Source organism: Phytohabitans flavus (assembly GCF_011764545.1).
In the GTDB taxonomy this organism is placed as follows: domain Bacteria; phylum Actinomycetota; class Actinomycetes; order Mycobacteriales; family Micromonosporaceae; genus Phytohabitans; species Phytohabitans flavus.
On record NZ_AP022870.1, the window covers coordinates 1,703,472 to 1,716,890 of the forward strand.

At 67.4% G+C, this 13,419-nt stretch carries 13 protein-coding genes; 6 read left to right on the plus strand and 7 right to left on the minus strand.

The features are described from left to right. Positions 1–48: 48 nt before the first annotated feature. Together Pflav_RS07215 and Pflav_RS07220 are read right to left on the minus strand one after the other, a co-directional pair. Positions 49–1,434 carry a peptidoglycan DD-metalloendopeptidase family protein gene (locus tag Pflav_RS07215; RefSeq protein WP_173034702.1) on the minus strand — a complete coding sequence of 462 codons (1,386 nt, stop codon included), beginning with the start codon at positions 1,432–1,434 and terminating at the stop codon, positions 49–51. Between the two features lie 169 nt (positions 1,435–1,603). Further along, positions 1,604–1,990, minus strand: a complete 387-nt coding sequence (locus Pflav_RS07220; RefSeq protein WP_173034704.1) for a hypothetical protein — start codon at positions 1,988–1,990, stop codon at positions 1,604–1,606. Here Pflav_RS07220 and Pflav_RS07225 point away from each other — a divergent pair. The 3 genes from Pflav_RS07225 to Pflav_RS07235 all read left to right on the plus strand — a co-directional run bounded on the left by Pflav_RS07225 (position 1,981) and on the right by Pflav_RS07235 (position 4,887). Continuing rightward, entirely contained in the window at positions 1,981–4,308 is a 2,328-nt protein-coding gene (locus tag Pflav_RS07225) for an ATP-binding protein (RefSeq protein ID WP_173034706.1), read from the plus strand. The two genes, Pflav_RS07220 and Pflav_RS07225, sit on opposite strands and share 10 nt — an antisense overlap. 142 nt (positions 4,309–4,450) lie before the next feature. Continuing rightward, a complete protein-coding gene (locus Pflav_RS07230; protein ID WP_173034708.1) occupies positions 4,451–4,600 on the plus strand; it encodes a hypothetical protein in 150 nt (49 codons plus the stop codon). Between the two features lie 80 nt (positions 4,601–4,680). Further along, the gene (locus tag Pflav_RS07235) at positions 4,681–4,887 is read left to right on the plus strand and encodes a hypothetical protein (protein ID WP_173034710.1); all 207 of its coding nucleotides are present in this window, start codon (positions 4,681–4,683) and stop codon (positions 4,885–4,887) included. 126 nt (positions 4,888–5,013) lie between these two features. On the opposite strand, the gene Pflav_RS07240 is transcribed toward Pflav_RS07235, so the two are convergent. Beyond that, positions 5,014–5,526, minus strand: a complete 513-nt coding sequence (locus tag Pflav_RS07240) for a DUF2690 domain-containing protein (protein WP_173034712.1) — start codon at positions 5,524–5,526, stop codon at positions 5,014–5,016. A gap of 783 nt (positions 5,527–6,309) precedes the next feature. On the opposite strand from Pflav_RS07240, the gene Pflav_RS07245 reads away from it, so the two are divergent. Further along, positions 6,310–6,588 carry a hypothetical protein gene (locus Pflav_RS07245; RefSeq protein WP_173034714.1) on the plus strand — a complete coding sequence of 93 codons (279 nt, stop codon included), beginning with the start codon at positions 6,310–6,312 and terminating at the stop codon, positions 6,586–6,588. A gap of 345 nt (positions 6,589–6,933) precedes the next feature. Here the strand turns inward: Pflav_RS07245 and Pflav_RS07250 are convergent, their stop codons facing one another. After that, positions 6,934–7,170, minus strand: coding sequence for a preprotein translocase YidC (locus Pflav_RS07250; protein ID WP_173034717.1), 237 nt, complete (start codon positions 7,168–7,170; stop codon positions 6,934–6,936). Between the two features lie 275 nt (positions 7,171–7,445). Between Pflav_RS07250 and msrB the strand changes: the two genes are divergently transcribed. Next, positions 7,446–7,907: a peptide-methionine (R)-S-oxide reductase MsrB gene (msrB, locus tag Pflav_RS07255; RefSeq protein WP_173034719.1), complete on the plus strand. Its 462-nt coding sequence runs from the start codon at positions 7,446–7,448 to the stop codon at positions 7,905–7,907. A 412-nt stretch (positions 7,908–8,319) separates the two neighbouring features. Next, positions 8,320–9,612 carry a low temperature requirement protein A gene (locus Pflav_RS07260; protein WP_232071046.1) on the plus strand — a complete coding sequence of 431 codons (1,293 nt, stop codon included), beginning with the start codon at positions 8,320–8,322 and terminating at the stop codon, positions 9,610–9,612. Between the two features lie 13 nt (positions 9,613–9,625). Here the strand turns inward: Pflav_RS07260 and Pflav_RS07265 are convergent, their stop codons facing one another. The 3 genes from Pflav_RS07265 to Pflav_RS07275 are packed head-to-tail and all read right to left on the minus strand — an operon-like array spanning position 9,626 to position 13,364. Continuing rightward, complete coding sequence (locus Pflav_RS07265) at positions 9,626–10,144, minus strand: (2Fe-2S)-binding protein (protein ID WP_173034721.1); 519 nt, start codon at positions 10,142–10,144, stop codon at positions 9,626–9,628. After that, positions 10,141–10,968: an FAD binding domain-containing protein gene (locus Pflav_RS07270; protein WP_173034724.1), complete on the minus strand. Its 828-nt coding sequence runs from the start codon at positions 10,966–10,968 to the stop codon at positions 10,141–10,143. Before Pflav_RS07270 ends, Pflav_RS07265 begins: the two co-directional genes overlap by 4 nt. Beyond that, positions 10,965–13,364: a xanthine dehydrogenase family protein molybdopterin-binding subunit gene (locus tag Pflav_RS07275; protein ID WP_173034726.1), complete on the minus strand. Its 2,400-nt coding sequence runs from the start codon at positions 13,362–13,364 to the stop codon at positions 10,965–10,967. Before Pflav_RS07275 ends, Pflav_RS07270 begins: the two co-directional genes overlap by 4 nt. Positions 13,365–13,419: the final 55 nt, after the last annotated feature.

Genomic DNA, 13,419 nt, shown 5'->3' on the forward strand with positions numbered 1-13,419 from the left:
CGCAAGGGTCGGCGTGGCATGCCGGGACCACCGGCGATCCGCGACGGGTTAGTACACACCACTGCCGAAGGTCTGCGCGGGCGACCAGCCGCCACCGCTGGGGAACCAGTACTTGATGGTGCTGTCGGTCCCCCGGGCGAATACGTGCAACACACCGTTGTGGACCGTGCTGCTGACCCCGCCCCTCACGTTGCCGCCGATGGTCTGCGCGGGGGACCAGCCGCCACCGCTGGGGAACCAGTACTTGACCGTCGCGTCGTTGCTCCGGGCGAACACATGCAACACGCCGTTGTGGACGGTGCTGCTCAACCCGCCGGTGGCCAAGCCGCCGACGGTCTGCGCGGGGGACCAGCCGCCACCGCTGGGGAACCAGTACCTGATGGTGCTGTCGCCGGTGATTCCGAAGACGTGCAGTGTTCCATTGTGGACGATCGCGCTCAACGCGCCGACCGTGGTGCTGGCGCCGCCGACGGTCTGGGCGGCCGACCACCCGCCACCGCTGGGGAACCAGTACTTGATCCCCCCGTCGGTCCCTCGGGCGAACACGTGCAGCGTGCCGTTGTGGACGACGGCGCTCAACGCGCCACTGGCCCCACCGCCGAAGCTTTGGGCGGGCGACCACCCAGTGCCGCTGGCGAACCAGTACTTGATGGCGCCATCGGTGCCGATGGCGAACACGTGCAGAATTCCGTTGTGGACGGTGGCGACGGGGTCGCTGGCGATCTGCCAGTCGATGGTCTGGGTGGCCGACCACCCGCCACCACTGGGGAACCAGTAGTGGAGCTTGTTGTCAGACCCTCTGGCGAACTCATACAGGATGCCGTTCCAGACGACCGCACCGGAGGACTGGGACGGGGGCGGGGGCGCGCAGCCGTTGCTGCTGGTGACGTTGACCGGGCCGCTGATCGGACCCTCGACGTAGATCGGGCCTGTGCCCGCGCTGCCGTCGGAGGTGATCCCCGAGGGGACGCCGTTGAACCAGGACTCGGTCTTGTTGCCATCGGCAAGCTGTTCGTAATGCAGGTGGTACGTGTCGCCAGCGGCGCCGGTTTTGCCGACGTTGCCCAACTGCTGTCCCATCACGACCGTCTGGCCCACGCTGACCAGCGGCTGCGCGTTCATGTGGAGGTACAGGGTCTGCCACCCGTTGCCGTGGTTGATTTTGACGTGCCAGCCGCCGCCGTTGTCAAACCCTGAGGACTGGACCGTTCCGCCGTAGGAGGCCACGATGGGGCGGCCGGCGGTCCCGCCGGAGTTGGCATACATGTCAATGTCGTAGTCGTCGTGGCCCTTGTAGGTCTGAAGCTTCCACGACTCCCCGCACGGAAACGGGAGCTGGAACAAGGGCCGTGGACCTGCCGCCTGGGCCGGCGTGGCTAGCTGGGCGGCGGCCGTGAAGGATAGTCCTATCACGACAGCCGCAAGGAGGCTCATTCTTCGTTTCACAGGGGTACCTTTCGTGTCTCGGCGCACGCGAGCGCTGCTGAGGAATTGGCTGACCGTCGCTTTGCCGGTTACAGGCGCTGGCCAAAGGCATGGTGGACAGCCGTCCTCTCTCCCCAGTGGATGGCCTTGAGGCAAAGTCCAAATCAGATTCTGTTGCCTACGTCCAGCGTGGGCTGCCGAGGAGCCGGTCACCAGGCAGCTGACCGGCGACTGACCGGCGGTTGCCGGCGGCGGGCGGCAGGGTCGGTGCACCCGGTGGTGCCCTGGTCCAGGTAGCCCTGGTCGACCTCGCCCCAGCGCTGCTCCGCCGCGCCCCAGTCGACGGCCACTTCTGCGGGTAGCGCGCGTCGTCGTAGCTGGTCTCCAGGAACGCCTTGCGCTGCGGGTCGAAGCGCGGGTTGATCGGGTTGTTGCCCCAGGCCCCCACGGGGGTGCCGTCACCGTGATCCGGGTCCTGAAGGATGCGCAGGGCCGCGGCGAAGTACGCCAGCGAGCTCTGCACTGGCAGCTTCGTCACCGCACGGTTGCGCAGGCGTGGCAGCATGCATTCCGCGTGCACCGGTCGGATGCGGGGGGTATCTACTGTTTGGCGATGTCGTTCGCGCACACCGTCGCCGGCTTGGGCTCACGCAGGAAGGGCTGGCCACGGCTTCAGGATTGAGCGTGCGCAACATCCGGGCCATCGAGAGCGGCCAGGTGACCAGTCCGCGACAGGCGACCGTGCGCTTGCTGGCGACGGCGTTCCGTCTGGAGGGTTTGGACCGGAAACGGTTCTACGCCGCGATCGCCGAGCCGGCCCCCATCCCGACCGGGGGTGTAGCGCTCCTAGCCGGCCGCTCCATTCCGGCCCAGCTACCCGGCGACGTGAGCCACTTCGTCGGTCGCGAGGACCAGCTCCACGAGCTGGACGCGTTGCTTGAGCCACCGGGCGACGCCGGGACCGGGACGGTGATAGTCACGGTCGGGGGCACCGCCGGCGTCGGCAAGACCGCCCTGGCCGTGCACTGGGCGCACCGTGCTGCCGAGCGGTTCCCCGACGGTCAGCTCTACGTCAACCTGCGCGGCTTTGACCGCGACGACGAGGTGGTCGATCCCGCGGACGCGATCCGCGGCTTCCTCGATGTGCTCGGTGTCGAGCCACACCAGGTGCCGACCGAGCGCGACGCACAGGCGACGCTGTACCGCAGCCTGTCGGCGGGGCTGCGGCTGCTGATGATCCTGGACAACGCCCGCGACTCCGACCAGGTCCGCCCGTTGCTGGCCGGCGGCCCGGCCGTGCGTACCGTCGTCACCAGCCGGAACCGGCTAACCGCCCTGGTCGCCGAGGTCGGCGCGCGGCCACTCGTGCTGGACCTGCCGGATCAGGCGGAGGCCGCCGCGCTGCTGCACCGCCGTATCGGCGTCGGATCGCAGGACGACGACGCCACCGAGGCGATCGTCGCGGTTTGCGGGCGGCAGCCGCTCGCGCTCGCGTTGGTCGCGGCGCGGATCCGGCAGACCGGGTTCCCGCTCGCAACGGTCGCCGCCGAACTGCGCCACCCCAGCTCCGCCGCCCTCGACGGGGTGTGGGTGGTGTTCTCCTGGTCGTACCGCGTCCTCGACCCGTTTGCCGCCCGACTGTTCCGCCTGCTAGGGCTCACGGCCGGCGTCGACATCGGCACTGACGCGGTGACCGCGCTGGCCGGGGTCACTGGCGAGGAGGCCCGCCGGACGCTGCGCGAACTCACCGACGCCAGCCTGCTCACCGAGCACGCACCAGGCCGCTACCACCTTCCCGGCCTGCTGCGCGTCTACGCCGCCCAGCTCGCCCACCGGACCGACACCGAGGAGGACCGCCGGGCCGCGCTCACCCGGCTGCTCGACCACTACACGTACACCGCGTACCAGGCGGACCGGGTACTGAACCCGACACGCGCCCCGATACCGATGGGGTCGGGCGTCGCCGCCGACGGCACCGGACCGGCGGCACCGCCCGACGTCGGGGCGGCGCTGGCGTGGTTGGCCGCCGAGCGGGCGGTGCTGCTGTCCACCCTGCGCCAGGCCCGCGACGCCGGGCTGGACCGGCACGCCTGGCAGCTGGGCTGGGCCTTGGACTCGTTCCTTTACGAGCACCGCCACTGGCACGACGAGGGCGCCGCCTGGGCGGTGGCGCTGCGGGCGGCCACGGCGTTGATGGACCGCCAGGCCGTGGCGCACGCGCACCGCTTCCTGGGCGTGGTCGCCGGCCGCCTCGACCGGTTCGCCGAAGCGCACGACCACATGCGTCGAGCAGTCGAGATGAGCCGGGCGGCTGGCGACCGACCCGGTGAGGCGGAGACCGAGTACGTGCTCTCCTACGTGTGCTGGTTGCAGGCCGACCATGAGCGCGCGTTGCACCATGCGCAGCGGTCGCTAGCGCTGTGGGTGGCCCTCGACCACCCCGTCTGGGAGGGGAAGGCGAGTAACGCGGTCGGCTGGTACCACGCCCAACTCGGTGCCCCGCACCTGGCACTGCCGTACCACGAGCGCGCGGTCGCGCTGCAGCGGCGAGCCGGGGACCGGGCGAACGAAGCCGTCGCCCACGACGCCCTGGGCCGGGCCAACCACAATCTGGGGTACCACGAAGCCGCGGCCGAACACTACGACCACGGGCTGCGTTTGGCGCGGGACCTGGCCGATCCGATCCTGGAGGCCCAGCTGAACAGTCATCTGGGGGACACCTACCAGGCCATCGGCGACAGCGCCTCGGCCAGGGAACGGTGGGAGGAGGCGTACAAGGCCCTGATGAACGCCGGTCACCCGCTGGTGGGCGACGTCGCCCGGAAGCTCCAAACGGTGTGGGGTTCAAATTCGCGGTGGAGCCCTCGTATCGAGGCGCCGTGAGCGTGCCCCGCCACCGTCGAGATCAGGTACGGGTTCGTAGCTGCGTCACCCCTCGCCAACCAATGCGCTCCCCGACGCCGCCTCGCCAAAGCCGGACCGATCGCTGGTCGGGCCTTGCCCCGAGACGCTGCTGGTCACGGCGATGGAACAGATCACGGCGGCCATCCCGACCGCCTCGCAGGTGAAGTCGAAGATGGCCGCCCTCGACCCGGCGTTCGACCCGCTCAGCTACGGCTTCCGCGACTTTCTCGCCCAGCTCGGCCACCGTGTCCGCACGCGTCCACGACCGTGACGTCCGCCCCGGCCACCAGCTGCGCCAAGCCCTCTGTGCACGACGCGGCGTCGACGACCACAGGCAGGGCGCCGTCGCCGGTGGCGCGCAGCAATGCCTCGCGCGCGCGTTCCCGCATCGTGGCGTACCCCTCGGTGAGCCCCTTCGACTTCCACGGCGTGCCGCAGCACAGCGATCCGATCGTCTCCGGCACCCGGATCGGCACGCTGGCCCGTGCGCAGAGGGCCAGGAAAGCGGCACGCACACCCGAGTCCCCGAACATCGCCGACGTGCACGAGGGAAAGTAGACCGCCTGCGCATCGTCGGACGCGACGCGCCGCCGGCGGCCCACTGCGAAGGCAGTGGGCGGCCGGCTCGACATCGGAAACATGGTCGCGGGCGGTCCCGGCTTTGATGGAATTCGCCAGCGCGGATCAGTAGTTCGGGGTGATGCCTTCGTATCTCGTGCCCACGCCCGTGTCACAGGCGGCGAAGACGAGGGAGCTGACGTTGGCGTCGTAGAGAACGTTCGTCCAGACCGTGGCGTTCGTCGCGCCGTACGGGACTTGCTTGGATAGGTTCTCGCCGTCCGAGTTGCGGTGAATCGTCACCGAGCAGCCAAACTGGTCTTGGTCTGGGCCCCATGCGGCGCGAATGCGCCCCCAGACTGTGCGACAGTTCGGGCTGTAACGCAGGTCGACATATGGCCCATCTACTCTGCCGGTGTGGATATTCCTCATCCGGACGGTATACACCGACCGCGCATCGTTACCGCAGGACGGGCCGAGGACGTCCGGGTCAACATTGTCACAGTTCGATTGGTCGCCGGGGGTTATCCAATTGCAGACGGCGGCTTGCGCCGGAGTTGCGGAACCGACGATGGTGGCGGTGGTGGCCATCGCGCTGAGTGCAAGCACACCGAGCGCGGCCTTGAGGCGTGAGTACATGGAGCTCGCTTTCTTCTCTGGCTCACGTCGTGGGCAGCACTCGTGAGCAACACAGCGTGGCTATTGGCGGATGGACGTCGTGAATTGCCGTCGAGCGTCTCCCACCCACTGGTCGAGTGCGATCGTGGCTCTGCGTTACTTCTAGCGCCCCGGGCATTTGACCGGAACGGCGAACGGGATACATCGAACAAAATCCGACTCAACCGCTGGTCGCAGCTTTGTTCGACGCGAACGTCGAACATTAGCGATGAGGCCTCCTACTCGATCCCGGCGCCAGGTGCTGGGCGTCGGCGCCGCCACAGCCGCACCGGCCGCTGCCCAACGGGCATGAGGCTTCGCTCTGGCTCAGCCACGTTCCGCTCGCCAATCTCGCCGGCATCCTCGGGTGGCGGGTATCCTGAAGCCGCCGGTCTGACGCGGTACGGCAGCGAAGTACAGCAACGCCAGCAACCGAACCAGGCTGGACGGAATCAGACCTCCCGCCCACCGTTCTCGCGGACCTGTTCGGCATCCACCCCGGCACAGCCCATCGATGGACCCAATTCGCAAGCAACAGCTGGTCTGACTACATCGCAGCCAATCCCTGAACCTCGATCGCGCCGCAGTTGGCTCCACCCCACGCGGCCGCGACGCCGAACAGGAAGGCTGCGGCGACGTCAGCATTGGGCCGCTGAGTCACTCTCCGTAGACCTCGACCGTGATAGCCAGCGACACGATGGATTGCATGCCCGACGCGACGGCACCGCCAACGGCCAATCAGAGGCAGGACCAAGGGGCGCTCAGATGCTCTACCAGAGCCCGGCTGACTTTTGCGCCAAGTACGCCAAGGTGCGCAACCGCGACAAAGCTGGCGGATTCGGTGAGATGTCCACACTGGACAAGGTGACCGTCGTCAGCGAGACCTCAGACACGGCGCGGGTCGAGGCGCTCTGGTACACATCTGGCCACGACCCGGATTCCGGGTACTACGACGCTTTTGAGCGCGTCGCCTTCGTCCTGGTCAAGCGGCACGACGGGTGGCGCCTGCACTCCGAAGAAAATCTCGGCTACGAGGACAACTGATTACTGAAGGAGGGCGCCGCGCTCATGCAGCCGCGATCCGCGCGGGCGAAGCGCGGGCCATGCCAAGGCAGAGGGCGCCCTCGTCGCCTACGACGAGGGCGCAGGTTGGCGCCTGGCAATAGCGGTTGGCCTACCGGTCGGCTGACCTACCGGTACGCGTCTGCGTTCCCATGTTCGGCGCGACCCCGGCGTGTCCCGTTGAACATGGGAACGTCGGTCTGGCGGTGGATGCGGTAGAAATCGTTGGTCGCTGGCGCCCGCCATCGCGATAAGCATTTGGGGTCGCGGCGGCGGGTCCGGCGTCGCGCCAGCCTCCACCTACCGGTAGCCCCCGGACCGGGCGGCTCAGTGGGCAGCATCTGGGTGGCCTGGCATCCCGGATCCACCGCTGCTGCTGCCGGAAGCGCCGCCGGCCATACCGGATCCGTCGTCCTCGGTGACGATGTCAGGCTTCGAGGTGGAATCACCTGGCGCCGGTACTTCCGTATCGGCGGTCACCTGGATCAGCCGGGCCTGTCCGGCCTCGTCCTCGGCGTGCTCTGCATCGACCGGCTGTTTACCCTGACGTGCCCGATATCCCATGCGCCCGTGATACCCCGCATTAACGATCGGAAACCGTGGGCGTAGTCCATCCCAGCGTGGTTGTGACCTGCGATGGTCTTCAGCGCGGATTCCCGTAGCACAGCGGCATGACCAGCAAACCGGCCACCGCTTCCGCGATACCAGCTTGGCCGAGGCGGCCTGAGATCGTGATTAGTGAACCGGAGGCGGGGTATGCGGCTGAGAAACCGTCACCAACAAGCGGCCGGTAGCACCGGCTGATTCTTGCCAACGAAACTGATCCGGGAGGAACCATAGTGTCACACGAGTATCGCAAGGATCCCGAGGCAATCTCTCGGCTGTCGCGGGAGCAATATCAAGTTACACAGGAAGAGGGGACGGAGCCCCCCTTCAACAACGCCTACTGGGACAACAAGGAGCCCGGACTCTACGTCGACATCGTATCCGGTGAACCCCTGTTCTCGTCCGTGAACAAGTACGACAGCGGTACCGGCTGGCCGAGTTTCACCAAGCCGGTCGAACCGGAGAACGTGGTCGCGGTTCAAGACTCGAGTCTCGGCACGATCCGCACGGAGGTCCGCTCGGCGCACGGGGACAGCCACCTTGGGCACGTGTTTGACGACGGTCCCGCGGAGGCGGGTGGTTTGCGCTACTGCCTGAACTCGGCCGCACTTCGGTTCATCGGGCGCGACGACCTCGAGCGCGAGGGCTATGGCGAATACCGCAGAACCTTCGAATCCTCAGGGAGTGTCGAGTAGTCCTGCCGCTGCTTCGGGTTGGCTGGCCGCGTGCGGCGCGTGGCATCGCCTAGCCTTCACCCTGTCACCGCCATCCCACCGGGGACAGCCCCCACTTGTGCGGGTAGGCGGGCACCGCGACGGTCCGGTCCGGCAACGTCCGGTACGTAGCCGCGTCCAACTACGGCGCCGAACGGCTGGACCAGGCGCTGGAAGACCGCGGCTGCCAACGGCTGGGTGCCGTTCGTCGCCTTGCCGACCCACTACAACCCTGGTCGAGCGGGAGGCGGTCGGCCCATGCGACTGGAGTACTAGGGCTGGGTGGGCGAGCGGCGGCGCCTGCCGTCACCCCATGAGGGGTCAGGCGGGACCCGGATCGTCGATCCGGCCGGCCGGGCCGGGCTTGGAGCCGTAGCGCTGCCGGAAGGCTGCGGTGAAGATCAACACGCCGATTCGAACCGGCGGCGCCACCTGCGTGGTACGACTCCTAATACGGTGCAGGACGGGCAGAACGGGCGAGCTGATGACGGCACGTAGGGCGGAAGCGCTACTACGCAAGCCGGGGCAACCGCGAGGAATCAGCTACCTGGAGCTCTTCTTCGACCTGGTGTTCGTCTTCGGGCTTACTCGGCTTTCCCAATGGCTCCTCGAGGACTTCACGTCTCGGCGGCATGTTGCCGTGGCGACCCAGATGGTGCTGTTGCTGCTGGCCCTGATGATGGTCTGGGTGTCGACGGCATCGATCACCGACCTGTACGACCAGCGGCGGCCAGTGATCCAGTTGGTGGTCGCGGGGGCCATGTTCGGCGCCCTGGTGATGGCGGTCACGCTGCCCGAGGCGTTCGGCTCGGAGGGCCTGGAGTTCGCCGGTGCGTACGTCGCGATCCATATCGGCCGTGGCCTCGTACTCGTGCCCGCTCTGCGGGGCCACGAAGTCCAGCGCCGAGCGGCGGGCGTAATGCTGTGGTACGCAGTCTCCGCTGTGCCGTGGATCGTCGGGGCGGCATCTCCGGAGATTTCAACGCGTGCAGCGTTGTGGGCGCTGGCCTTGGCCATCGAGTACCTGGGAGCGGCGCTGTTCTATCCCGCGCCGTGGGTTCACCGCCCGACCCCGGCACGGTGGTCCATTGGGGCGGAGCACATCGCCGAGCGCTACCTGCAGTTCTTCATCATCGCCCTCGGCGAGTTGATCGCGGTCACCGGTGCCACTGACGGCGCGAAGTACTTGGCAAGCGGTGGCGCCGCTGCGGGGTTCTTTCTGGCGTTCGCAACCACCGTGCTGCTTTGGCGGACGTATCTCTACCGGGCTGGCGCGTTGCTGCACGCCGCCATCGCGGCGGCTCCCGTGCCGGCCCGTATCGTCCGCCGGACGCTGCTCGCTCACGTGATCATGGTGGGCGGCGTCGTCGCCGCTGACGCCGGCTTCGAGCTGGCTATCTCGCAACCGCTGGGGCACATCGATCCGACCTGGATCCCCCTCATCGTCGGCGGGCCTGTCGTGTTCCTGATCGGACGGGTCCTGTTCGGGTACACGATATTCGCCCGGGTTTCCCAGTCCCGGGTGATCGGGGCACTACTGCTTGCCGGCGCCTCGCCAGTGATGTTCTTCCTGCCGCCATTGGCCGTCGCCACCACGGTTACTCTTGTCCTGGCCAGCATCGCCTTTACCGATGTCGTCGTTGCCAGGGGACGCCCGCCCAAACCGCCGTCGCCACCCGGCGGATAGCCGTGTGCATCTGTCAGTCGACGCTTGAGTCGCATGTTCCGCCTTGGCGCCGTGCACGAGCCACCGACTTCACCGCCTCGACCATGTACTCGTACCCCGTGCACCGGCACAGGTTGCCGATCAGCGCCTTGCGGATGTCCTCCTCGTCAGGATCGTCGTGCGTGTCGAGAAGCTCCTGGGCGGCGAACAGGGCACCGGCCACACAGAATCCACACTGGAAGGCGTCTTCCTCCCACATCGCCTTCTGCAGCGGGCTGAGTTGTCCGGGCGGCGCGATGCCTTCGAGGGTCACGATCTCCGCACCGTCGGCACTGGCAGCGAGCAGGAGGCACGATTTGACGGCCTGCCCGTCGAGCTTGATGGTGCATGCACCGCAATCGCCGTTCATGCACCCCACCCGGGTGCCCTTCAGGTCGAGGTTGTCGCGGATCGCGTAAACGAGGAGCGTGCGGTCCTCACACACGAAGGTCCGGCGAGTGCCGTTGACCGTCACGCTGACGGTGCTCACGGGCGCGGGGGTCTGGTGGGTCATGCGGACCCGGCTCTTTCGACGGCTCGGCGCGCCAGGACACCGGCGACGTGCTTGCGGTAGTGAGCGGGGGCTTGGGAGTCGTGCCACGGGTCCTCGATAGCCTCGCGCACCGACTCAGTTAGGGCTGCGCCGTCCCAGCCGCCATCGACGCGGAACGCGGAAACGTCCACGCGGACCGGAACTGCTTGGGCGGCGCCGATGGTGACGTGCGCAGCGGAGTCGTCAATGACGGCCGAAGCGGTCACCACGGGCCAGCCGCTGGACGCGGCTTGCATCTTCAAGTAGCCGGTCGACGCTGGTGCGACCGGGATCCGCATCCCGGTCAGTAGCTCGGCCGGACCGAGCGCGGTCTTCTGCGCGTCGAGGAAGAACTCCCCCGCGGGAATCTCCCGCGGACCGTCAGGGCCATGAGCGCACATCGACGCGCCGACGGCGACCAGCGCTCCGGGGACGTCCAAGCAGGGGCTGGCGTAGGCTGCCGAGCCGCCAAGCGTCCCGAGATTGAGGATCTGGCAGCCACCAGTCACGACGCCCGCGAGTTGTTGGAGCAGGACGCTGCTACCGGCAAGCCGCTCGGCGCGCAGGACCGTTCCGTAGGTCACCATCGCGCCGATCTCGACGTGGTCGGTATGCACCGTGAGCTTGTCGATGCCGAGACCGCGGAGGTCGACGACGTCGCGGGCACGCCGCTCGTTCCTGACCATCTGCGGGACAACCACGGTGCCGCCACCGATGACGACGCCCTCAGCACCGGCTCCCAGGAGCACCGCCGATGCTTCCTCGGCCGTGGTCGGGCGGTGGTATCGGATGTCGTATCGGATCATCGGGCGACGTCGCTACTCAGAAGAGCATCGAGAATGCGCGAGGGGGTCAGCGGAAGCTGATGCACGGTGACACCGACCGGCTCGAGCGCATCATTGACGGCGATCGCAACCGAGGCCAAGGCCCCTCCGACCCCGCTCTCCCCTGCGCCCTTCGCGCCAAACAGGGTGAACGGCGAGGGGGTGACCTGAGTGCCGAGACGAATCGTCGGCAGGTCGGTCGCGCGCGGAAGCAGGTACTGCTTGAACGTCAGAGCCTCCGGATGTCCCTTGTCGTCGAAGGGCTGGCTCTCGTACAGCGCCCCACCGATGCCCATGACGATCGCACCGTTGAGCTGGCTGTCGACGAGCTTGGGGCTGATGACCGTGCCGGAGTCATGGACGCAGCTGTAGTCGATGACCCGCGGATAGCCAGTCTCGCGGTCGATCTCCACCACCGCGACATGGGCGGAGTACGGAAAGCACGGATAGGGCGAAATACGCCCGTGCTCGTCGGGGACCATCGTGACGTTGCCCGGCCGGTAGGTGCAAGTGGCCTCAAGCTGAGGCTCGAGCAGACCAGGATTGACATAGCTGGTGCTGTAGATCTGCTCGCACAGAAGCGCGAAGTCCATCGCCCTGGACGGGTTAGCGGCCGATCGCACCTGCCCGTCCGAGAAGACGACGTCGCCGGGCTCCACCTCGAGGAGCACCGATGCGGCGGTGCGCAGCTTGTCCTTGATCTCCCGAGCGGCCAGGACCCCAGCGCCTCCGCCAGCAACGAGGCTGCGCCCGGAGAAGCTTCCGAAACCGTACGGACTGATGTCCGTGTCGCCCTGAAAGACGGACACGGTCGAGGGGTGCACACCGAACTCTCGAGCGACGAGCGCGGCGATGCTGGTCTCGTTGCCTGTGCCGGAACTGGTGACGCCGGTGAGCACACTCACCGCCCCATTCGGGCTGACCCGGACGGTGGTGGTGTCGTGGCCGCGTATCAGGCTGCTGGCGTCCGCGCCCTCGGGAGTCAGGTCGAACGCGACCCCGACGCCCAGAAGCGGCCCGTCGGCCGGTCGATCACGCTGAACCCGTCGCCACTCGTGGTAGCCGCTGAGCTCCACCACCTGGTCGAGAGCTCCTTGGTAGTCGCCACTGTCGAGGTGCTTTGCCCGGGTCCAGTAGGGGAACTGGTCGGAGGCGATGAAGTTGACGCGTCGCACGTCGATCGCATCCATGCCGATCTTCTTGGCGACAAGGTCGACGATCCTCTCGATGACGAGCGTGGCCGACTCCTTGCCGTAGCCACGGGCGCCACTCCAGGGCGCCTTGTTCGTCACCACGCCGTAGGACTCCATTTTGTAGTTCTTGATGGCGTAGGGACCGGGGAAGGACATTCCGTTGGGGTAGACCATGCTCCAGCCGCCCCAGGTGGACAGGCATCCAATGTTGCCGATCGAGCGGTTGTGGACGCCATTGATACGCCCATTGGGCTCGAAGCCCACGCGGAACTCGTGACGGAACTCGCGCGCGCCGATGAGGAGCGATTCAGCCCTCGTCTCGAGCCACTTTACGGGCCTTCCGGCGAGCCGGCTCAAGAGGCACACCAGGGACTCTTCCTGGTAGCCGTGGAACTTGAGCCCGAAGCTGCCACCAACGCGAGGCTGGACGACGCGGATGTTCGCCTCGGTGACGCCGAGCGTGACGGAGAGCTTGGTCCGTACCTGATGGGGCTGCTGGGTGGAGGCGTGAATGGTGATCTTTCCGCCGCGGGTCCAGTCGCCCACATACCCTCGGCACTCCATCGGAGCGGCCTGGAAGCGCTGGATCGAGATGACGTCCTTGATGACGTGGGTCGATGCCGCGATAGCGGCGTCCACGTCCCCCTCCTCGAACGGGAACATGGCAAGGACGTTGTCCTCCCAGTGGTCGAAGACCTTCGGCGCGCCCCGGGCCATAGCCTCAACGGCGTCGGTGACGAACGGGATCTCCTCGTAGACGACATCGATCAGATCCAGCGCCCGCTCCGCGTCGGCGAGCGTTTCGGCTGCCACGGCGGCGACCGGCTCACCGACCCACCGGACCTTCTCGGTGGCCAGGGCGTAGAACTCGGCGGTCGGCAGGCCGAAGATCTTCGGGTCGAACAGGTGCGGTAGCGGGTTGACCATCCCGACGAGGTCGTCTCCGGTGAGTACGGCCAGCACGTTGCGGGCGGCCTTGACCTTCTCCACGTCGATCGCGACGATCCTTGCGTGCGGATGCGGACTGCGCAGAATCGCAGCGTGCGCCACATGACCGAGCGGCAGGTCGTCGACATACCCTGCGGCGCCGGTCATGATGAGGTCCCCGTCGCGCCTCAGCTCACTGACCAGGCCGTCCTGCGGCTCGATGTCCCCGGCTCCCGGCTGATTCGTCGCGTTGGTCAAGGTCGCTCCTAACCACCAACCAGCAGCCATAGCATAAGGTGCAGACTTCCAATAC

What these genes read in the sequence shown, in the direction of transcription:
- Pflav_RS07270 (WP_173034724.1), bottom strand. Translation starts at nt 10,968, where the DNA reads ATGATCCGATACGACATCCGATACCACCGCCCGACCACGGCCGAGGAA.
- Pflav_RS07265 (WP_173034721.1), bottom strand. Translation starts at nt 10,144, where the DNA reads ATGACCCACCAGACCCCCGCGCCCGTGAGCACCGTCAGCGTGACGGTC.
- Pflav_RS07250 (WP_173034717.1), bottom strand. Translation starts at nt 7,170, where the DNA reads ATGGGATATCGGGCACGTCAGGGTAAACAGCCGGTCGATGCAGAGCAC.
- Pflav_RS07240 (WP_173034712.1), bottom strand. Translation starts at nt 5,526, where the DNA reads ATGTACTCACGCCTCAAGGCCGCGCTCGGTGTGCTTGCACTCAGCGCG.
- Pflav_RS07245 (WP_173034714.1), top strand. Translation starts at nt 6,310, where the DNA reads ATGCTCTACCAGAGCCCGGCTGACTTTTGCGCCAAGTACGCCAAGGTG.
- Pflav_RS07230 (WP_173034708.1), top strand. Translation starts at nt 4,451, where the DNA reads ATGGAACAGATCACGGCGGCCATCCCGACCGCCTCGCAGGTGAAGTCG.
- Pflav_RS07220 (WP_173034704.1), bottom strand. Translation starts at nt 1,990, where the DNA reads ATGCTGCCACGCCTGCGCAACCGTGCGGTGACGAAGCTGCCAGTGCAG.
- Pflav_RS07215 (WP_173034702.1), bottom strand. Translation starts at nt 1,434, where the DNA reads ATGAGCCTCCTTGCGGCTGTCGTGATAGGACTATCCTTCACGGCCGCC.